Origin of the sequence: Kutzneria viridogrisea DSM 43870, assembly GCF_000525635.1 — a bacterium.
GTDB lineage: Bacteria > Actinomycetota > Actinomycetes > Mycobacteriales > Pseudonocardiaceae > Kutzneria > Kutzneria viridogrisea.
Map to the genome: position 1 here is coordinate 4,092,869 of NZ_CP007155.1, position 20,856 is coordinate 4,113,724.

Here is a 20,856-nt window from a genome sequence, read left to right on the forward strand (position 1 = left end):
TCAGATCACCTCCTACTGGTACTGGGCGGGGTGGTAGGTGGTCACGTACCCGTCCCCGTCGTACCTGCCGTTGATCTTGATGGGCATACCGGCGCCGGGGTACCCGGGCGGGATCGTGGCCGGGCCCGTCCAGCCACCGCCCGATCCGTCCCCGTTCTCCCAGATCCGGGCGTTGGGGCTGTTCCAGGCGTTGTGGCCCATCTGCTGGTTGCCCGGGTAGCTGATCCCCTGCGGGAAGTACGTGTGGTTGTCCGACTGCTTGGAGTGCCACCCGCCGGAGCCGTACTGCTCGTCGAACCTGACTTCCGGGTAGGCGGCGGTGTAGACGCCGTTGGGTTGCATGTTGTGCGTGCCGTACGCGGACGGCCTCGAACCGTGGCCCGAGGAACCGGCCGCGTAGCCCGCGGGGTTCGGGTGCGGACCCGGCAGATCGGTGTGCAGCATGTGCCCACCGGTCGGTTTGCCGGTGTTGTCGTTCCAGCCGCCGTAGGCCACGTGTTCGTGGACATCGCCGGGGATGTCGGGCTTGAAGTTGGACGGGCGCCAGCCGGGGTCCCCCGGCCGCAAGGGCGGCGGAGGCGGTGGTGGCTGCTGCGGTGGCGGCGGTGGTGGTGGCTGTTGAGCCGGTGGGCGCCCAGCCCCGCCGGACGGGCCGCCGGGTCGACTGGACCCACCGGAGGGGCCGCCGGGCCGACCGGACCCACCGCCACCTGGGCGGGCATAGGGATGGTGGCGCCCGGCGCCGGTCTGGTGCGGCCGGGGCGGCCGGATCGGGCGGCCACCGGCGCTCGTGCTCTGGTGTCCGCCCCCGCCGCTGCCCGCGGGCAGGGTGGGCGGTCCGCCGGACCGGGTGTGGATGCTACGGAGCTGGCCCGCGTGCTCCTCGTCAGCCGCGGTGAACCTGTCCGCGCTTTGGCGCAGCCGGTCGGACTGGCCGCGCAGCCGCTCGCCGGAGCGCCCCAGCGAGGACTGCATCCGCGAGACCAGCCGCTGGTGCGCGCCCGCGGTCGAGGCACCGACCTGGCCGAGCCCCTTGCCGGACAGGCCCGCGCTGCCCACGCCGCTGCCAGCCTGGGACACCTGCTCGGCCCGCCTGCTCGTCTTGCCCGCGTGCTCGTGCAGGGACGGGGCGTGTACGGAGAAACCCCCGCGTCGCATCACTGGCTCCTGTCCTGCGCCCGGCCGGGTTGCCGCTCACCGATGACCGAGGGCGGCAGTTCCTCGCCCTGCGGCTTGAAGAAGGTGTTGTCCCCCTTGATGTACCCGGGGGACTTGCGGGTCTGGTCCTCGCCCCCGCCACCTCGGCCACCCTGCATGCCACCCATGCCACCCATCGGCGCACCGCCCTGCTGCGGGGCGGTCGGGTGCTGCTGGGGTGCGGGCGCGGGCGCGGACTGCGGCGCAGGGGCTTCGGGCGCCGCACCGGTGACCGTGCCCGGGCTGGACGGGGACTGGCCGGGACCGCCACCCGGCATGGCCGGGCCACCGCCGTGCATGGCGGGTCCGGGTGTGGCGTGGGGCAGCGAGGTGGTGCCGCCAGGGCCAGGGTGGACCGAGGCGGGCGCGGGCGGGGCCGGGTCGGGCTGCCAGCCGGGGGTGGACTCGATCGCGCGGTTGACCGCCTCCTCCACCTTGTGCAGCACCTCGGAGTTGGGGCCGTCGGTGAAGCCCGGCATGGACTCGATGGCCTTGTCCACGGCCTGCTCCACCTTGTGCAGGGTCTCGTTGGTGAGGCTGTCGGGCTGCCTGGGTGAGCCGGAGCTCGGCGGGATCCGGGGCTCGGTCTTGTTGGGTGTCGGGGTGCTGGTGGCCGGGTCCGTGCGCGGCGGCGTCAGGTGCGGAATGGGCGGTGGCGTCGGCGAGGTCACGGGCTTGGGGGTGCTGTTCACCGGGGACGGCATGGGCGGCGCCGTGATCTTGGGCGGCGTGTAGGAGGCGGGGCCGGTGCTCGGCGGCGGGGCCGAGGGGGCCACGGGTGCCGTCGGGGGCGTGGGCATCGAGGGTGGCGTGGCGGCCGGGGTGCTGCTACTGGGCATGGTGGGCGCGGTGATCGGCGGGACGCTCACGCTGGGCGGGGTGTGGGCGGGAGCCGTGGCGCTCGGGCCCGCGCCGCCGGTCGGGGGCGGGATGGTGGGCATCGACGGGATCGAGGGCATGGTGGGAGCCGAGGGCGCAGGGGGCATGTTCGGCGCGGCGTGAGTGGGCGCCTGGGGCGTCTCGGGCGAGTTGCCGGCGTGTGCTGGCGTGAGGCTCTCGGTGCTCGGGCGGGTGACGGCCTCGAACGGCCGTGGGCTCACTGGTGCGGGTTGGTCCGTGTTGAACGGGCGCGGGCTTTCCGGCGCGGGGTGGTCCATGTTGAACGGCCGTGGGCTGACCGGTGCGGGCTGGTCCATGTTGAACGGCCGCGGGCTTTCCGGTCCGGGCTGGCCCACGTTGAACGGGCGCGGGCTCTCCGGTCCGGAGTCGTCCAGCTCGTCATCGAGGTCCTCGTCCTCGGGCCAGCCGATGCCACCCTCGGTCCCGATGACCCCGCCGACCCGGCCGATCGGGCCCTCGGGCCGGTCCTGCGGTCCGTCGACCTCGGCGCGGGGCCCCTGCTCGTCGGAGTCGGACCCGCCGTCGCCATCCCCGAACAGCTTGTCGGCCAGCTGCTCCACCATGTCGCCCAGGTCGTCCATGAACTGGCCGATCTGGCTCATGGCGTTCACCAGCTCGCTGATCTTGCTGGCGATCTCCATACCGACCTGGATGGCCGTGCCCAGCGCCTCGGCCACGAACACGACGATGGAGAAGCCGAAGGTCTCCGGGGCGGAGGCCAGCGCGGACAGCCCGCCGGGCAGCAGCCGCTCGACCAGTTCGCTGATCAGCTTGGTCACCAGGCTGCGGACTCCGCTGACCAGGCCGCCGGAGGCCTTGGTCACCTGACCCGCCCCGGTCAGCACCCGGCCCATGGAGGACAGCCGGTCGCTGGTGTCGCTGGCCACCTGGAAGTAGCTCGACGCGGCCTCGCCGTCCCAGTCCCCGCTCAGGGAGTTCGCGTCCTCGGTGTGCTCCTGGGCCAGCTGGCCGAGCGCCTGCGCGTGCTGGTGGAAGCCGTCGGCGGAGGACCCGACCTCGCCCGAGTCCACGTCCAGGTGTTGCAGGGGCTCCATGACCAGCTGGACCGCCCCCATCAGGAAGTCCAGGCCGAAGGAGATGACCGTGCCGACCGGGTCGGTCGCGAAGGAGATGGCGGTGGACACCGCGTCGGAGGGGGACTGGCCGATGAGGCTCTGCCCGAGCTGCTCAACGGAGTTCTCGATCTGGCTGACGGCCGAGTCGTGGTTGCTGTAGATCTTGCCGCTGACCTGGCTGCCGGGGCTCTGGTCGGCCAGTGCTTGCATGCTCACCAGGGCCTCTCATCGAAGTCTTCGGCCTCGTCGCGGGCCGGGCGTGCGGGTCGCGGCCGGGCCGCGGGGACCGGCGCCGGGCCGGGCCGCGGCGGTGGCGGCGGTGCGGCGGCCGGGGGAGGGGGCGGCGCGGGGGCGTTGTAGGCCGCTGGCGCGTCGTAGGCCGAGGGCCCCGGGCGGTCCTCGGGCTCCTCGGCGGGCATGAACCGGGTGAGCGCGTCCATCGCACTGGTACCGGCCCCGATCGGCGCGAAGGCCTCCGCCACCTTCTCGGCCGCCGCGCGCTGGCCCTGGGCCACGGTCTTCATCACCAGTGCCGCCAACTGGGTGTGGCTGTGCTGGCTCGCGCGCGGGCCGAACCGCAGGTCACGCAGGCTGCCGTTCGGGCCGATCGTGACCGTCACCGCCCCGTCCTGCGAGCTCGTCGTCACGGTCGAGGCCGCGAGGTTGTCCGTCACCTCGGCGGCGGCCTTCTTGAGCCCCTCCAGCTTCTCCGAGTACTGCTTGAGCCACTGGCCCGTCTCCATGCCTTCCTCCTCGCTCAGCGATCGCCCCCGGCCACCCGGTACCCGGACGAGGCTGGCTCACATCCACGAGAAGGGTGCAATCCTCCCTGGTAGCAGCCGGAAACCGGTCTGGACACGAGAGGTCCACCGGTGTTGCGCCCCACGGCCGCCACTCCCCCGAACACCGGGCCGCCCGACGCGAACAGCCCCACCCTCCAGCAGACACCATGCCGTTGCGGCACAGTCAACGGATCTTCGGGCCGAGGGATCTTCGGGCCGAATTCGCTGCCCCGCGACACACCGGTGCTTGCGGTGTCATGAAAGTGCCGTTCCTTGCACTGAACGCGAGGAACGGCACTTTCATGGCATGGGGTGGTGGGTCAGGGCAGCGGGATCCGCACGATCTGCGGGTCGTGGTCGCTGAGCTGGTTGGCGAACTCGGAGTTCACGTGCACCACGTCGTAGCTGTACGCCTTGGCCGACAGGCCGGGCGAGAGCAGGATGTGGTCGAGCACCTGGGAGTTGCCCTCGTAGACGTAGGTGTACCGCTCGGCGACACCCAGGGTGCGCGGCAGGTCGGTGAGCGAGCCGCCCGCGGTGAGGATGTCGGTGGTCTGGGAGTAGTCGAAGTCGTTGAGGTCGCCGAGCACGACCACACCCGCGTTGGCGTCCACGGCCAGGATCTGGTCCACGAAGGACTTCACCGCGGTGGCCTGGTTGTGCCGCTGGGTCTCCGAGGGGTGGCTGGGCGGCTGGAAGTGGCCGAACAGCGGCTGGTCCCCGCCCTTGGAGTTGAAGTGGTTGGCGATCACGAAGACCGTCCTGCCACCGAAGGTGAACTCACCGGCCAGCGGCTTGCGGCTGGAGTTCCAGGCCGAGTTGCCGGGGTCGATGCGGCCGGGGGAGTAGCGCAGCGAGGGCACCCCGCCGGTGTTGACCACGGAGTTGGCGGTGGTTGCGGTGCCACCGGCCCGGTCCACGAACGCCAGCCCGCGGTCGGTGCGGAACAGGAAGACCTGCCGGATGTTGCCGCCCGGCTCACCGCCGTCGGCGTCGTCGGTCGGGTTGATCTGCCGGTAGCTGTAGGCGGGGCCGCCCGCGGCGCTGATCGCGCTGATCAGCTTGCTCATCGTCTGGTCGCAGGCGACCGTGCCGTCGTCGGTGGCCCCGTTGTTGTCCTGGATCTCCTCCAGCGCGACGAGATCGGGGGAGCGCAGGTTCGTCACGATCTGCGCGGCCAGCCCGTCGAACTTGGACTGCGGGTTGGTCGGGTTGAGGTTCTCCACGTTGAACGTGGCGGTGGCCAGCTGCCCCGCACCCGGCGCGGCGGTGACCTCCGGAGCGATGCCCCCGCTGGCCGCGGTCGGGCTGGCGGTGACCTCCAGCTTGTAGTTGCCGAACGAGTAGTCGAGCACGCCCACCGTCGCACCGGTCAGCGTGTCGCCCACGTTGACCACCGGGGTCTGCGCCAGCGCGTTGGCCACCAGCACCCGCTCGGGGTTGGTGTCGCTGGCCTGGAGCACGATCCCGCCCCGGGCGGTGCGGGTGGTGCTGCCCGCGGGGACCGCCGGGATGTCCCCGTACTTGCTGCGCGGGCCGACCACGGCCGCGTTGTCCAGTTCGACGCGCATGCCCTCCAGGGACTCCCAGAAGTCGATGCCGTGCGCGGTGACGTCGAAGGTGCCGCTGGTCTCCACGTCACCGGTGGTGCCGTCCTCGATGACCGTCGCGGGCGGCACCCGGCCACCGGAGCCGACCAGTGTCGGCGCGGGCAGTGCGACGTTGTGCGCCACGGTGGTGATCGTCGGCGCGGTGATCTCGGTGGTGGTCAGGTTGGTGCTGCCCCCGCTGCCACCCGGCCGGTACTCGCTGACCGTGCCGCTGACGGTGACCGAGTCGGCCACGGCCACGGTGGGCGCGCTGGCGGTGTAGACGAACAGGCCCTCGCTGGTGGCCGGGTCGCTGTCGGGCTGCGGGTCCTGGAACCAGAACCCGGTGCCGCTGGTGGCCGTCACCACGCCGGGTACCGCGCTGACCTGCTGCCCGTTGCGCGGTGAGAGGTGGCTGGCGCCCTGGATGTCGTGGATGCGCGTGCCGCCGCCACCCCCGCCGGAGGCGGAGTTGCGCGGGGTCGGCGCGGTCACCGAGAAGTCGGCGGCGTTGTTGTCGGTGTCGGTGGCCCCGCCGCCGTTGCGCACGGCCGCGGTGGTGTTGGACAGCGTCCCCGTCGGCGAGCCCTCGGCGGAGCTGGCGCTGGACCCGTAGCCCACGAAGTCCCGCACCCCAGCGGCCGTGGCGCAGCCCGTGGAGCAGGTCAGCGCGGTGCCGTTGGTCACCAGCGCGACCTTCGCCGCCGTCGCGCTCATCGCGATCGTGCCCGTGGCGTCCGGGGTGGGCAGGGCCGTGCCGCTGCCCGCGCCCGCACCCTCCTGCACCAGGTAGTACCGGCCCGGCGCGATGCTGCCGGTCAGGTTGGTCCGCGACCAGGACGAGCCGCCCGCCGAGGCGTACTGCACCGTCCAGCCCGCCAGCGAGACGCTGCTGGCGCCCCGGTTGTACAGCTCCACGAAGTCGTTGGTGTACGGCGCACCCGAGTTGCCGCCACCCCCGTAGACCTGGCTGATCACCACGTCCGGCGACACCGCGAGCGCGGCCCCGCCGGTCGGTACCAGCAGTGCCCCGGCAACGACCGCGGCGGCGGCGACACCGGCGGATCTGCGTAACAGCATCGAATTCCTCCCAGCGGCAGGCGAACTCCCGGCCGTGAGGTGTACCAGGGCGAGCGCCGTCCCGGCAGCCGTTCGGGTTGAAGGCGGGACGAACAGCTGGCGAACCGGTGTGAAGGGGCAGCTCAGGCCGCCGAGGAGCCCAGTGCGTAGGAGAAGCGCCGGATCGGGGGCACCCAGACCTGGAAGTACCGCAGCTCCAGGTCGTCGGCGGACTCCGAGGCGCTGGCGATGCCCTGGTGCAGGCACCGCCACCGGCCCAGGTCCCGTTCAGTGATCGGGCCCAGGATCCCGTTGCCCCAGCCCAGTTCGGTCTCGCGGGGTGCCATGTCGGCGACGAACCGCGACCAGAGTTCGGTACGGGACCGGTGCGCCAGCCCCCCGGCCCGCTCACCTGGTGCCGCCTCGACCACGGGTCCGAACAGGTGCGGGTCGGCCGTGAGCAGGCCCAGCAGCAGGGCCACCGGCTGGTACTCCCCGGGCGACTCGTCCTCGCCCAGGAACCGGGAACTGCTGGAGAGGTCCCGGGTGGCACGGATCATCCGGTACAGGTTGAACAGTCGTTTGGCCGCACGCGGGGTGGCGATCAGCGGCTCCAGCGCCGCCAGCAGGTCCAGTTCCGGTTCGGTCAGTGGGTGTGGGGCGTGCCGGGCGGGCGCGGGCCGCTGCTGCTCGGTGTCCAGCTCGGAGCCGGGTTCGATGGTGATCGCCCCTGAGCTGGACCGCTGTGCCGGCAACGGGGTTCGCGTCACGGGCGCCGGGCCGACGGGGCGGGCCAGCGCGCGCAGCAGCTGCCCGAGGCCGCCCCGGGGCATCCGGGACAGCACGAACGGGATGTTGAGGATCTTCTCCAGGTAGTCCTCGGGACTGATCCCGTGCTCGGCGATGATCTCCTCGTAGTGCCTGCCCAGCGAGTGCAGCAGCAAGCGCGGGTTCACCCCGACCACCACCACGAACAGGTCGAAGGCCAGCAGCAGGTGCACCGCCTGCAGGACCTCCACCACCTGCTTGGGCCCGCACCGGTCCAGGTCGTCGATGTAGAGCACCACGCGGTCGATGGGCTTGACCCTGGGGTCCGGCTCCGCGCGCCAGCGCCGCATCAGCTCCACCAGCTGCCCGAAGTCCTTGCGGATGGTGGAGATCAGCCCCAGCTTGCCGGAGTAGTCGGGGCTGGCGGCCCGCTCCGCCAGGAAGGAGTACACCCGCTGCCCTGGTTCCAGCTGGGCAAGCTGCCTGCCCAGCTCCCCGACCTGCTCCAGTACCTGGGCCAGCTGGGCCTGTGCCACCTGCTGTTCGGCCTCGGCCTCGCGCAGGGGCGCGGACTCGGCCAGGTCAGCGCGCAGTTCCTCGCACAGGGCAAGCAGCTTGCGCAGCCCGGCGCGGGCGTTGGCCAGCACGCCGACCCCGGTGCCCAGCCCCAGCAGGCCCAGACCCGCCAGCCACGGTCCCAGCGCCGGGGCCAGCAGCGGGGCGATCAGGCCGCCGCCCAGCACCAGTGTGGCGGCGGCGAGCACGAGCTTGCCCTGGCGGGTGCGCGGCACGCGGCGCAGGGCCTCAGCCTCGTCCACCGTGCCGCGCAGCTGTTCGGCGAGCAGCCTGGCCTGTTCCACCTCCCCGCTGACGCCCAGTTGGCGCCACACCTGGTCCACCTCGGTCCGCACGGTCTTCGAGCGGCGCAGCGCCGTGAGCAGTTCCCGGACCGAACGGGAACGGCTGGTGTCCACCTCGGCCCGCAGCCGTGCCACGGTGGCGCGGGCCTGCTCGGTGGCGGCGGTCAGCCTCCGGCGTTCGTCCAGCAGGGCGGCCAGCTCCACGCGCAGCCGCTCGGCGCGGTCCTGCGGGCTCTGCCCGGGACCGGCCAGCCGGGTGAAGATCTCATCGGCGAGACTGGCCCACAGGTTGCTGTCGGTGTAGTGCCAGGCGTTGAAGCCGATCTGCACCACCTGCCCGCACCAGCGGCGCGGGTCGGTCCCGGCCAGCGCGTCCACCTGGCCGCGCAGCATGGCCATGAAGGTGCTCTTGCCCGAGCCCCAGTCGCCGAACACCCCGATGGACAGCGGCAGCGGCGTGTCCCGCGCCGTGATCACCGAGGCGAGCATGGACACGTACGGTGCGATCCCGAGCTGGTCCTCCGACAGCGGCAGCGCTTGGTTCGGGTCCACCAGGTCGGTGCTGATCCCACCAGCCAGCTCCGGAGGAGGCACGGTCCGCCACGCGGCGCGGACCGCCTCGGAGGCCTCCGCTTCCCCGCACAGGAAGACCAGGTCGCCCAGCGCCTTGTGCTCGGCGCTGTGCAGGGCGTCCACGGCCCCGGTCACCACGGCCAGCGCTGACTCGGTCACCGGGAAGCCCAGCGCCCCAGCCGCCAGCAACGAGATCCCGATCGACCGGGACCGGCTCGCCGCGAGGACACTGGCCCGCGCCGCTGTCCGGATCGAGCTGGCATCGGGATCCAGGCCGGGACTGGGCTTGGTCGAGGCCAGCACCGCCAGGTCCAGGCTGCGCCCCGGCACCTCGGGCAGCGGGAGCAACTCGGGTGCATCGGGCCGGATCTGGCCGTAGTCCACCCTGCCCCAGTCCACGCCCCGGTACTGGTTGGCCACGGCGGCGCCGAGATCACCCAGGCCCCTGCCCACCGAGAGCACGATGGCCTCGATGGGCAGGTTCCACGGCGTGCGACTGACGGCGATCCAGCAGTTCACCCCGCTGATCGAGCCCAGTCTCCGCAACCCGCTGTTGGCCTCGATCCCCATGCGGGGCAGGGTACGGGCGCAGACCGTCAGCTTGAGGATGTCCACCCCGCGCGGTCGGTGAACCCATGCGAAGGGGCGTCCACCGCGAGGTGGGCGCCCCTGGCCGGACCGATCAGAGGACGACGAAGGCGAACACGTCCGAATACGACTCGGCGTACAGCGAGGAGTCCGGGTGGAACACCCGCAACGTGAGCTCGGCCGAGACGTCGAAGCTGAGGTCGACGGAGAAGTTCCCGTTCGGCTGGCAGGGGGTTTCGGTGCCGCCCAGGTCGATCCACACCCCGGCCTGCAACCGCTGCACGACGAGCAGTTCCAGGTCCTCGGCCGAGCGCGCCGAGGGCTTGATGTCCAGGCGCCCCTTGACCTGGGTCTTCTCGTGTACCTTGACGTGGTCCTTGACCGGCTTGGCCGAGATGGTCAGGTGCTTCTTGGCCGGTGAGTGCACGGCGACCGGCGCGGCGGCGGCCGTGCCGGGAACGGCGAGGAGTGCGGCGCAGCCGACCAGTGCGGCGGCGAGCAGTCGGTGCGTTCGGGACCGAGGTGCGGTGTCCATGCCGGGAGTCAACCGCGCCACCCCCAGGTCAGTCAGCCGGAAAGCCTCCAACGGGTGAGCGGAACCACCTGGACAGGGAACGCTCAGACCATCAGTTTGAGGATGTCCACCCCGCGCGTGTGGTCGGCCACGTACACGTAGCCGTGGTGCCAGTACGGGGCCCAGGAGCTGGCGTCGGCGGGCCGGAAGTAGGCGATCTGCCGCGGGTTGGTGGGGTCGCTGACGTCGAGGAACCGCGTGCCCTGGGCGTAGAAGGACTGCACGAGCACGTGCTCGTCGATGTCGAAGTAGTGGGCGGAGCAGTCACCGGAGGCGGGGTCGCTGCCCTCCTTGCCCGCCACGCCCCAGGAGCTGAGGGCGCGCAGCCGGAACGGCTTGTCGGGCGTGGAGCGCCAGCCCTCGCCGTGGTAGGAGCCCTTGAGCGAGGAGATGGTCAGCACCCCGTCGCCCGCGCAGCCGTCCACGAAGTTCTCCTCAGTGGCGTAGATCAGGTCGCCGTCGTGGTAGCTGTTGTGCATGAACCTGGACGGCGCCGCGGTCTCGGCGATGCCGCCACCGGCGTAGGGCACGGGCTTGAGCGCGGTGGCCTCGCGGTCCACGTTCTGCACGGGATCGTGGTGCCAGCCCTGGGTCCAATAGCCGCGGACCCCGCCCCGGCCGGAGACCCAGGCGACCCCGTCCTCGTCCACCTGCACGTCGTGCGCGTAGTCGGTCTGCCCGTCGTTGCGGGCCAGTTCGATCGGCTCGGGGGACAGCACGGGGTGGCGCGGGTCGCGCACGTCGGTGACCCAGATGGGCCGCCCACCCCAGTCCGCGGGCTGGTTGTCGGCCTTGGCGGGGCCGCCGGTCCACAGGTACTGGCAGTCGTTGACGCAGCTGGTGGTGTGGCCCGCGGGCATCTGGGTGTAGCTCAGCAGTTCCGGCTTGTCCGGCTGGGCCAGGCTGACCACGTAGACCCCGGACTCGCCGGTGTGCGTGTTGCCCTTGAAGGCACGCGGGTCACGGGCCAGGAACACCAGCTTGCGCCGCGCGTCGACCTCGGTGTTCTCGGTCTCCCACAGCCCGGGCATCTTCCACTGGCCGATCAGCTTGGGCGCGGTGGGCTTGGCCAGGTCGTAGACGCGCAGCCCGAAGTCGCCAGAGACGACCATGACCTCGCGGCCGCCGTAGCGCAGGAAGTTCAGTGAGATGGCGCCCTGCGCGTCGGGCACGCTGCCCACGGTCTTGACGCCCCGCACCGCCCCCGGCGTCCCGGTCAGGTGCGGGGCGCTGTCGGCGGGTTTGTCGTCCGCACCGCATGCGGCGGCGGGGAGCGCGGTCGCCAGCAGCGTGACGGCAGCGGTGCCCATCACGAGGCAGGATCGGAGCAGTCGGCTGCGCACACGGACCTCCCTGAGAGACGTCCGCACTCTACGTTCGGTAGTCAGCCGCCTACAACCTGCTTTCGTCGGATGCTGTTGCTGCTATGACAGTTCCATGCGTCTGCGCGTCCTCGCCGCTCCGGTCCTCGCCCTGCTCCTGCTCAGCGGCTGCACCTCCACCGTGTCCCAGCCCGGGGTGCTCACCGCGGGTCTGCGCGAACCGGCCACCCTGCTGCCCGCCGAGGTTCGCGACCAGGCCGGTCGGCTGGTCACCTCGGCACTGTGGACCCCGCTGGCCGACTACGACCCCGCCAGCGGCAAGCTCACGCCCCGGGCCGCGGAGTCGATCACCAGCACCGACCAGGTGCACTGGGTGGTGCGGCTGCGTCCCGGTGGGCGGTTCCACGACGGCACGCCGGTCACTGCGAAGTCCTATGTGGACACCTGGCAGGCGATCTCCGCCAGCCACTGGGCCACCGCCGCCCTGCTGGCGGACACGTTGCGCGCCAAGGAGATCACCGCGCCCGACGACACCACGATCGCGCTCACCCTGGAGCGGCCGTTCGGCCAGGTGCCCGCCGTGCTGTCGGCGCCGGGACTGGTACCGCTGCCCGCGTCCGTGCTGACCTCGCACGACTGGGCGGGGTTCGCGCGCCAGCCGGTGGGCAACGGGCCGTTCCGGCTCACGGCACCCTGGCGGCCAGGGCAGGGCGGCACGCTGGTGCGGGTGGCCGACGTGCCCGGCAAGGCACACGAGGTGGACCTGCGCGTCGGCGACCCGTCCGCACAGTACGACCAGGTCAAGGCGGGCGAACTGGACCTGGCCACCGAGGTCCCCGGCGACCGCCACGGGGCGATGCACACCGACTTCCCGGACCGGCACGCGATGTGGGCGCTGCCGGAGGCGACGTACCTGGCGTTCCCGGTGGCGGACAAGCGCTTCGAGGACCCGACGGTGCGGCACGGGTTCGCGCTGGCGGTGGACCGCGCGAAGCTGGCGGCCGGCCCGCTGGGCAGCCAGGTCGACCCGGCGCGCGGGGTGCTGCCGCCCGCCGACTCGCCCGGCCCGGCCGGGGATGCCTGCCGGGCCTGCGTCTTCGATGGTGCGGCGGCCAAGGCGCTGGTGAGCCAGTCCGGGTTCACCGGTGCCGCAACGGTTCGCGTGGCCGCTGGCGACCAGGTGTGGGCCAAGCCGATGGGCGAGCAGGTGCACGGGGTGCTGGGTGTGCCGGTCACGATCGCCGACGCGGACGGGCCCTTCGCGCTGACCGTGTCGCTGGCGAGCCCGAGCCCGCACGAGTTGTTCGCGGCGATCGCCAAGGCCACCGGCTACGCCGACGAGGGCTTCGCCGACCTGCTCGCCGCGGCCGACGGCGCCGGTTCCCCGGAGGAACTGGGCCGCGCCTGCCGGGTGGTCGAGGCGCAACTGGTCCGCGACCTGCCCGCTGTTCCACTGTGGACAGCGCACGGTCACGCGGTGTGGTCGGAGCGACTGCACGACGTGGCGGCGACGCCGTTCGGCGGCATCGGCCTCGCGGGTGTGTCGGTGGCCTAGGAGCTGGCCTGGGAGTAGGTCGGGGTCTTGTTGCTGCCCAACAGGATCGCGGTCAGCCACGGCGGCAGGTGGTGCTCCACCGTGGACCAGACGTACTTCCACACGGCCAGCGCGAGCCCGATCGCGGCCACGGTCAGCGTGCCGCCCAGCGCCGTGGCCTGGTCCACCAGCGAGGCGGGCAGCAGCCCGTGCGCCACCAGCACGCCGAGCAGCGAGGCCCACAGGCCCGGTACGACCGTGCGCAGCCAGGCGGTGATCAGATCGGACATGGCGGTCCTCCTCGGGACGGCGTGCTCCTGCGCGACCGAGTCTGGGCGCCGACCGTCACCGCGGCATCGCCGCGCCGGTCAGACCCCGGGCGAGGAGGCGCCCGCGATCAGCTGTCGCGGGGCACCGCTGCCGTCGGCGGGCACGGCCCACACGTCCCCGCCCAGCCCGTACAGGACGGTGTGCTCGTCCAACCAGGCCGCCTGGTCGTCCACGCTGTGCGTTTCGGCGAGTGGGGTTTCGCGCATCGTGGCCAGGTCGAGTGTGTACAGCCGCCAGGGCTGGTCTCCTTCGGCCACCTTCTTCTTGAACACCAGGTGCGAGCCGTCCGGTGACAGCGAGGGGCATTCCACGTTGTCCCGCAACACCTTGCCGCGATAACTGGGGTAGTCCCCGCGCACCAGGTAGGTGGACCCCTTGCTGGCCATGGTCGCGTAGAAGGTGGCGTTGTCCCTGGCGAAGGTGATGCCCCAGTAGTTGACGTCGGCGGCGAAGTAGCGGCGCCCGTCCTTGAGCACCGGCAACTCCTCGATCGTCTTGACCAGTTGGCCGTCGGACAGGTCGAGCAGCCCGGCACGGGTGGAGAAACCCGTAGTGGCGTAGGAATCACCAGTGACGAACGCGGTCCACGCCACGATGCGGCCGTCGGGGGAGACCCGTGCGCGGCTGGGCGTGCCGGGGATCTCCACGCGCTGGCGCTCGTGCAGCTTCTCGTCCAGCACGATCACGTCCGTGGTCGGCGTCAACGCACCGGCCCGGACGCGCAGGCACACCGCGGTCTTCGCGGCGAAGTGGAACCGATCGCAGTGCAGGCCGGTCAGCGTCCGCTGGCCACCGGGATCGGTGCGCGGCGCGAGCGCGACCTGCCCGGACTTGTCCCGGAACGGCAGCTGCTCCGGCGTTATCACCGCTGTCACAACACTGTCCGCCTGCACCTCCTGCCGCGCGTTGAGCACGTACAGCGTGCCGCCGCCCACGAGCGCGAGCACCGCGAGCACCGCCAACAGGATCTTCATCACTGACCTCGCACCGGTCGGAGCACTGCCGTCACACCCACTGCCGCTGCCAGCGCCACCGCGATGACGGCCAGCGCCACCTCCGGACCCCACACCGTCCACGCGGCGCCGAACAGCACCGAGGACGCGCTGCGGGCGGCTGCCTGCACGGTCTGCACCACCGCCATGCCGCTGGCACGCTGCGACTCTGGCAGCAGCGGACTCGTCGCCGCCATCAGCACGCCGTCGCTGGCGGCGTAGAACGCGCCGTGCAGCAGCAGAACCGGCCAGCCCGCCCACGGGCCGAGCGCGAGCAGCAGCGCGGCGAGCAGGGCGAGGTGCCCGCCGAGGAACACCGGCCAGCGGCCGATCCGGTCGGCCAGCCGGCCCAGCGGCACCGCCAGCAGCAGGTAGGACACCGAGGTACCCATTGCCAGCAGGGGGAAGTACGTGGCGGCCAGCTCCCACCGGCGCTGCAACAGCAGGTACAGGAAGGAATCGCTGATCGTCACCAGCCCGAGCAGCGCCGCGCAGGCGCAGATCCGGCGCAATCCCTTGTGCCGCAGCAGGGACAGCAGCACGCGGGGTGCGGGGCGTGCCTGCCCTGGCTCGTGGTCGCGCACGGTCACGACCAGCGCCAGCACGCCCAGCGCGGCGAAGCAGAAGCTCACCACGAACACCGCGTCGTAGCGGCCGACCGCCACCCAGAGCACGCCCATCGCCACCAGCGGCCCGAGCAGTGCGCCCGCGGTGTCCATCGCGCGGTGCACACCGAAGGCCCTGCCGAGGGATTCGGGCTTGCTGCTCAACGAGATCAGCGCGTCGCGCGGGGCCGTGCGCACGCCCTTGCCGGTGCGGTCCACGGCCAGCACCGCGCCCAGCGCCACCGGGGAGGCGCCCGCGGCCAGCAGCCCGAGCTTGCTGACCGCGGACAGGGCGTAGCCGACCCCGGCGACGAGCTTGAGCCGCCCGAAGCGGTCGGCCAGGTGCCCGCCGAGCACCCGCACCAGCGCGGTCACCCCGGAGTACACCCCGTCCAGGAAGCCGAACTGCCACGGGCTCAGCCCGAGCCCGAGCACCAGGTACAGCGGCAGCACGGAGCTGACCATCTCGCTGGACACGTCGGTGATCAGGCTGACCAGTCCGAGCGCGAACACGGTGCGTGCGACCTGACCGCCGCCCCGTCCGGAGACGGGGCTGCGGGTCGATGCCAGGTACACCTCAGTGGTGGCAGGTGTAGGTCGGGCTGGCGTCCTTCACCTTGCTGTCCAGCCCCACCAACTGGGTGCTGAACGTGTTGTCGGTCAGCGTCAGCCGCAGCACGCCGAAGGTGTTGGCCAGCAGCTTGGCGGTGGTGGCGTGCTCGGAGTGCACCTTGTACGGGTCGGCCCCGCCGTTGCCCGCGACGATCTCCACCGGTCCGGCGGGATCGGGCTTGCCCTTGGCGTCCTGTGGCACGAACCGCTCGTAGTCGTGGTCGTGCCCGTTGAGGACCAGGTCCACCTTGCTGTCCACCAGGATCTGCCAGAGCTGCGCGCTGTCCATGTTGTCCCCGTGGTCGCCGGAGCTGAACCTGGGGTGGTGGTAGTAGGCGGCCAGGCAGTGCCCGGAGTTGGCGGCCAGGTCCTTGCGCAGCCAGCTGATCTGCGCCGACTCCGCGGCGCTGAAGTCGTCGTGGGTGACGAACTCGTTGGAGTCCAGCACGATGAAGTGCCAGTTGCCCAGGTTCCAGCTGTAGTAGGTCTTGCCCTGTGGGGTCGCGATCGAGCCGAAGTAGGCCTTGTAACCGGCTTCGGGGGTGTCGTCGTAGGACTCGTGGTTGCCCGGGGCCGGGTGCATGATCGACTTGAACTTGCCCCAGGTGGTGTCGAAGTACTTCTTGAAGTCGGACAGGTGGGCGTCGTCGTACTGGTTGTCGCCCATGGTGATCACGGCGCTGGGCTTCATGGCGCTGACCAGCGCGGCCGTCTTGGGGTGAATGCACTTGCTGTCGCTGGCCTTGCACCGCTCGGCGATGTCTCCGGCGGCTGCGACGGTGTAGGTGGTACCCGCGTGCGCGCTGGGTGCGGCGAGCGCGAGGGTCGCGGACAGGGCGGTGGCGAGTGTTCGCAGGGTCATGACGTCTCCGTACTGGCCGGGGCGGCGGCAAGTGAAGACTTACTGTTAGGAAACCTTCTTAACCAATTTTCGGCGGCCGCGCAAGCCTCACAGCAGAGTGGAGGCGCCCAGTTCCCGCACGGTCAGCGGGGAGCCGGTCAGCACCGCCACGGCGGCCAGGTGCTCGCTGCCCGCGTCCAGCGCGGCCATGCGCACCTGCTCCGGCGGGCGCGGCAGCGGCCAGCGCAGCAGGGCCGGTTCCTGGTCGGCCGGGCTCACCTCGACCTGGTCGATCGGCAGCCGCAGGCCGTGCCCGGTGGCCTTGAGCAGCGCCTCCTTGCGCACCCACAGCCGCAGGAAGTCGGTGTGCCGGTCCTCGGGCGCAGCCGCCAACAGGGCCTTGAGCTCCTGCGCGCTCAGCGTGTTCTCGGCCAGCTCCTCGTCGAAGGGCGGCCCGTCGGTGCGCAGGTGTTCCACGTCCACCCCGACCTCGCCAAGCCGGGTGATCGCCACGGCCACCCGCTGGCCCGCGTGGCTGACCGACAGGTGCACGCCCATGCCGGAGAGCAGCCGGGGCCTGCCGTGTTGCAGCCCGCAGTCCGAGCAGGTGCGGTCCAGCACGACCTGCCTGGCGTCCACCCCGAGGTTGGCCGCCAGCACGGTGCGCAGCAGCCAGCAGCCGGTCAGCGAGCGCAGCCGGTCCACCGGGCGGTGGTAGCGCTGGGCCCTCGCGCGCTCGGCCTCGCTCACCACGGCGAGCATGCGCTGCTCGTCGACCTGGTCGGGCCGTGCCCACCAGACCTGGCACTCCTCGTCGTGCAAGGGGCTGGAACTCACGATCACAAGGTACGGGACGGGCGGGCGACTATTCCGGTGACGTGCCGGGGGCATTCGGGTACCGTCTGACCAGTCGAACTCGACAGGTCGGAAAGGACTGGTGGGGGAGTGGCGCGAGGAGGCGCTCGTCGGCGCGCGATGATCAGCACCGTGCCGGACAGTGGGCTCACCGGCTCGGTGGACATCCCGGAGCCGGAGGAACCCAAGCAGGACAACGACTTGCGCTCGCGGTGGGCCCGGCTGCGGCAGTCGGTCTCGGCGGTGCTGCGCGGGCTGCCCCGGGTGGTGCGGCTGTCCTGGGAGGCCGGGCCCTGGCTGACCACCTGGCTCGCGCTGGCCACCGTGATCAGCGGCCTGAGCCCGGCGGCCACGGCCTACATGGCCAAGCTGCTGCTGGACTCGGTCACCCACGCGGTACTCGTGCACACCCAGCACCTGCCCGATCAGGCGGTGCTGGGCCCGTTCACCCTGGACACCGTGCAGATGATCATCGCGGTGGCGGTGCTCCAGCTGCTGCTGACCGCCGTGACCACCGTGATGAACACCGTGTCCCAGGTCAGCCAGGGGTTGTTGCAGGACAGGGTGTCGCACACCATCCAGTTGAAGGTGATGGACCACGCCAGCAAGCTGGACCTGGCCTTCTTCGAGGACTCCGCCTCCTACGACCTGCTGCGGCAGGCCCAGCAGGAGGCGCCCAGCCGCCCGATGTCCATGATGAACGGGGCGTTCGGGCTGATCCGCACGCTGATCACCTTCAGCAGCATGATCGCGCTGCTGCTGACGATCAGCCCGCTGCTGGCCGCGGTCGCGGTGCTCGCGCCGATCCCGGCGTTCATCGCCGAGTCCCGGTACGGGCTGCGCACCTACCGGTTCGCGCTGTGGACCTCGCCGATCCGCCGCCGCATGGACTACCTCGGCAGGCTGGTCACCACCGACGAGGACGCCAAGGAGGTCAAGCTCTTCGGGCTCGGGCCCTACTTCGTGGACCGGTTCCGCCAGCTGGGCAAGGTCTACTTCGCGCGGCAGCGCAAGCTGTCCACCGAGCGCACCCTGCGCAGCACCGGCTGGGGCATGCTCACCACGCTGACCGGCTCGCTGACCTACCTCTACATCGCGCTGGAGGCCGTCTACGGCAGGCTCACCCTGGGCGACCTGCTGCTGTTCACCCAGGCCACGAGCTCGGTCCAGGGCTCGGTGTCCGCGCTGTTCAGCGGGGCCACCGGCATGTACGAGAACAACCTGTACCTGGACAACCTGTACAAGCTGCTGGCCACCGAGCCGACGATCACCCGCCCCGAGCGGCCCCGCGAGCTGCCCAAGCCGGTGCGCGGGCACGTGGTCTTCGAGCACGTCTCCTTCAGCTACCAGGGCAGCGAGCGGCCCGCGCTGTCCGACGTCAGCTTCGAGATCCGGCCCGGCGAGACCGCCGCCGTCGTGGGCCGCAACGGGGCGGGCAAGTCCACGCTGTTCAAGCTGCTGTGCCGGTTGTACGACCCGACCGGGGGCCGCATCCTGCTCGACGGCGTTGACCTGCGCGAGCTGGACCCCGATGACCTGCGCCTGCACATCAGCGCCATGTTCCAGGACTACGTGACCTACCAGGCCACCGCCGCGGAGAACATCGGCCTCGGCGACCTCGGCCGGGTCGAGGACCGGCCCCGCGTGGAGTCGGCGGCGGCCGCCGGTGGCGCGGACGAGCTGCTCACCGGGCTGTCACGGGGCTACGACACCCCGCTGGGCCGGTGGTTCAACGAGGGCGCCAACCTGTCCGGCGGGGAGTGGCAGAAGGTGGTGCTCAGCAGGGCCTTCATGCGTGACGCCCCGCTGCTGGTGCTGGACGAGCCGACCTCCGCGCTGGACGCCCAGGCCGAGTACGACCTGTTCGCGCGGCTGCGCAGGCTCTCGCACGGTCGCACGACGCTGTACATCTCGCACCGGTTCTCCACCGTGCGCCAGGCCGACCGGATCCTGTTCCTCCAGGGCGGCGAGCTCGTCGAGTCCGGCACGCACGCCGAGCTGATGCGGGTCGACGGCCAGTACGCGCACCTGTTCACCCTGCAGGCCGCGGCGTACCTGGACGCGCCCGCCGCGAAGGAGGCGTGATGTCGCTGCGGCACGCACTGCTCGGGCTGCTCAACTTCTCGCCGAGCAGCGGCTACGAGCTGGCCAAGCACTTCCAGTACACGCTGCGCGGCATCTGGAACGCCCGCAGCCACCAGCTCTACCCCGAGCTGTCCAGGCTCGCCGCCGACGGGCACGTCGAGGTGGTCGAGGAGGGCGCCCGCGGGCGGCGCACGTATGCCATCACCGAGTTCGGCCGCGAGGAGCTGCGTCGCTGGCTGGTCGAGGTGGAGCCGGACCGCACCATGCGCAGTGAGATCTACCTGCGGGCGTTCCTGCTGTCCACGGTGCTCTGCCGTGACGACGCGCTCGCCGTGCTGGAGCGGGAGGTCCAGGTGTGGACCGAGCAGCGGGCGGGCCTGGTGGCGGTGATGGAGCGCAGTGCCCGCATGTCCCCGCCGCACGGCTCGCACAACCTGGCGCTGGACCTCACCCTGCGCATGACCGACGCCATGCTCGGCTGGAGCCAGGAGGCCGCGACCCGCATCGCCACCCGCCCCGACTAACCCCAGCGCCCCCCCGTGTCGGCGCTCCCGGTGCCGCGTGTCGGCGTTTCGTGTGGCGCGTGTCGGACGTTCCGGTCGCGCGTGTTGGACGTTCCGGTGCGGTGAGTTGCGCTCGCGGGGGTGTGAGTCCCGTCGACCGGCGCGTGAGTCCCGTGCTGAGGTGGACGAGTCCCGTTCTGGGGCACGCGAGTCCCGTTCACTGGCGCGCGAGTCCCGTTCACTGGGGCGGGAGTTCCGTTCGCGGCGGCGCGTGGGGCCCGCCCGCTGGGGCGTGAGTCCCGTCAACCGGCGCGCGAGTCCCGCCCATGGGAGGAGGAGCCCGTCAACCGGCGTGCGAGTTCCGTCCACGGGGGCGCGAGTCCCGGTTACTGGGGTGTGAGTCCCGTCGACCGGCGCGGGAGTCCTGGTCACTGGGGCGCGAGTCCCGTTCTTGGGTATGTGACTCCCGCCCGCCGTGCCCGAATCCGCTCACATGGGCCCGAGTCCCGTTCACCGGCGCGCGAGTCCCGCCCACGGGCGCGCGAGTCCCGTTCACCGGCGTGTGAGTCCCGTCCGCCGGGGCGTGAGTCCCGTTCACCGGCGCATGGGTCCCGCCCACGGGAGCAGGAGTCCCGTCCACGGGGCCGCGAGTCCTGCCAGCTGTGCCCCGAGTCCCGTTCACCAGGGCGGGAGTCTCGTTCTGGGGCGTGTGACTCCCGCCCCTCGGGCCGAGTCCCGCCCCCCAGGGCGTGCGAGTCCCGCCCATCGGCGCGCGAGTCCCGCCCACGTGGGCCCGAGTCCCGGTCACTGGGGTGTGAGTCCCGTCCACGGGCGCGCGAGTCCCGCCCGCCGTGCCCCGAGTCCCGGCGTACTGGGCGCGAATCCCACAGGCGGCGGCCGACTCCCGTTCTGGGCCACGCGAGTCCCGACCTGCCGTGCGCGGGTCCGCCCATCGGGGCGTTGCGGTCCGGCTGACCAGCACAACGAGTCCCGTTCCGCAGCACGCGAGTCCTGCCGACCGAACCCGCTCCGAGCTCCGACCCCGCTGAGCGGGACTCGTCGTCGGCTCGGCGGGACTCGCGTGCTCCTGAGCGGGACTCGCCGTACGGCCAGCGCCGACACGCCGTACCGGAAGCGCCAACACACCGTACGGCCAGCGCCGACACGCGGTTCCGGAGCGTCCGACACGCACGGGTTGAGTCGGGCCACAA

14 protein-coding genes and 1 pseudogene are annotated in these 20,856 nt (G+C 71.8%); 3 read left to right on the forward strand and 12 right to left on the reverse strand.

Annotated features, from left to right (window positions below; translation table 11 throughout):
- Positions 1-12: 12 nt before the first annotated feature.
- The 7 genes from KALB_RS18260 to KALB_RS18290 all read right to left on the reverse strand — a co-directional run bounded on the left by KALB_RS18260 (position 13) and on the right by KALB_RS18290 (position 11,276).
- On the reverse strand, positions 13-1,158 hold the full coding sequence (locus tag KALB_RS18260) for a WXG100 family type VII secretion target (RefSeq protein ID WP_025357157.1): 1,146 nt from the start codon (positions 1,156-1,158) through the stop codon (positions 13-15).
- Positions 1,158-3,389, reverse strand: coding sequence for a WXG100 family type VII secretion target (locus KALB_RS18265; RefSeq protein WP_025357158.1), 2,232 nt, complete (start codon positions 3,387-3,389; stop codon positions 1,158-1,160). The genes KALB_RS18260 and KALB_RS18265 overlap by 1 nt, the downstream gene beginning before the upstream one ends.
- Positions 3,386-3,916 (reverse strand): YbaB/EbfC family nucleoid-associated protein, encoded by a 531-nt coding sequence (locus tag KALB_RS18270; protein ID WP_025357159.1) that lies wholly within the window; start codon positions 3,914-3,916, stop codon positions 3,386-3,388. The genes KALB_RS18265 and KALB_RS18270 overlap by 4 nt, the downstream gene beginning before the upstream one ends.
- 359 nt (positions 3,917-4,275) lie before the next feature.
- On the reverse strand, positions 4,276-6,624 hold the full coding sequence (locus KALB_RS18275; RefSeq protein WP_030109387.1) for a DUF8508 domain-containing protein: 2,349 nt from the start codon (positions 6,622-6,624) through the stop codon (positions 4,276-4,278).
- 122 nt (positions 6,625-6,746) lie between these two features.
- On the reverse strand, positions 6,747-9,374 hold the full coding sequence (locus KALB_RS18280) for a P-loop NTPase fold protein (RefSeq protein ID WP_148309515.1): 2,628 nt from the start codon (positions 9,372-9,374) through the stop codon (positions 6,747-6,749).
- A gap of 112 nt (positions 9,375-9,486) precedes the next feature.
- Positions 9,487-9,927, reverse strand: a complete 441-nt coding sequence (locus KALB_RS18285; protein ID WP_025357162.1) for a hypothetical protein — start codon at positions 9,925-9,927, stop codon at positions 9,487-9,489.
- Between the two features lie 83 nt (positions 9,928-10,010).
- On the reverse strand, positions 10,011-11,276 hold the full coding sequence (locus KALB_RS18290; RefSeq protein ID WP_030111212.1) for an LVIVD repeat-containing protein: 1,266 nt from the start codon (positions 11,274-11,276) through the stop codon (positions 10,011-10,013).
- Between the two features lie 127 nt (positions 11,277-11,403).
- Here KALB_RS18290 and KALB_RS18295 point away from each other — a divergent pair, with 127 nt between their 5' ends.
- The gene (locus KALB_RS18295) at positions 11,404-12,843 is read left to right on the forward strand and encodes a peptide ABC transporter substrate-binding protein (RefSeq protein ID WP_025357164.1); all 1,440 of its coding nucleotides are present in this window, start codon (positions 11,404-11,406) and stop codon (positions 12,841-12,843) included.
- On the opposite strand, the gene KALB_RS18300 is transcribed toward KALB_RS18295, so the two are convergent.
- From KALB_RS18300 to KALB_RS18320, 5 genes and pseudogenes are all read right to left on the reverse strand, one after another.
- A complete protein-coding gene (locus KALB_RS18300) occupies positions 12,840-13,112 on the reverse strand; it encodes a hypothetical protein (protein ID WP_025357165.1) in 273 nt (90 codons plus the stop codon). The genes KALB_RS18295 and KALB_RS18300 overlap by 4 nt on opposite strands.
- A 78-nt stretch (positions 13,113-13,190) precedes the next feature.
- A complete protein-coding gene (locus KALB_RS18305) occupies positions 13,191-14,126 on the reverse strand; it encodes a TolB-like translocation protein (protein WP_030111213.1) in 936 nt (311 codons plus the stop codon).
- A complete protein-coding gene (locus KALB_RS18310; RefSeq protein ID WP_025357167.1) occupies positions 14,126-15,325 on the reverse strand; it encodes an MFS transporter in 1,200 nt (399 codons plus the stop codon). The genes KALB_RS18305 and KALB_RS18310 overlap by 1 nt, the downstream gene beginning before the upstream one ends.
- A gap of 1 nt (position 15,326) precedes the next feature.
- Positions 15,327-16,136: pseudogene (locus KALB_RS18315) on the reverse strand (metallophosphoesterase family protein); the annotation flags it as partial.
- Positions 16,137-16,310: 174 nt separating this feature from the next.
- Positions 16,311-17,039 carry a 4'-phosphopantetheinyl transferase family protein gene (locus KALB_RS18320; RefSeq protein ID WP_158510767.1) on the reverse strand — a complete coding sequence of 243 codons (729 nt, stop codon included), beginning with the start codon at positions 17,037-17,039 and terminating at the stop codon, positions 16,311-16,313.
- A 138-nt stretch (positions 17,040-17,177) separates the two neighbouring features.
- On the opposite strand from KALB_RS18320, the gene KALB_RS18325 reads away from it, so the two are divergent.
- Both KALB_RS18325 and KALB_RS18330 read left to right on the forward strand, forming a co-directional pair.
- The gene (locus KALB_RS18325) at positions 17,178-19,142 is read left to right on the forward strand and encodes an ABC transporter ATP-binding protein (RefSeq protein WP_148309517.1); all 1,965 of its coding nucleotides are present in this window, start codon (positions 17,178-17,180) and stop codon (positions 19,140-19,142) included.
- Positions 19,142-19,666, forward strand: a complete 525-nt coding sequence (locus tag KALB_RS18330) for a PadR family transcriptional regulator (protein WP_025357171.1) — start codon at positions 19,142-19,144, stop codon at positions 19,664-19,666. Before KALB_RS18325 ends, KALB_RS18330 begins: the two co-directional genes overlap by 1 nt.
- Positions 19,667-20,856: the final 1,190 nt, after the last annotated feature.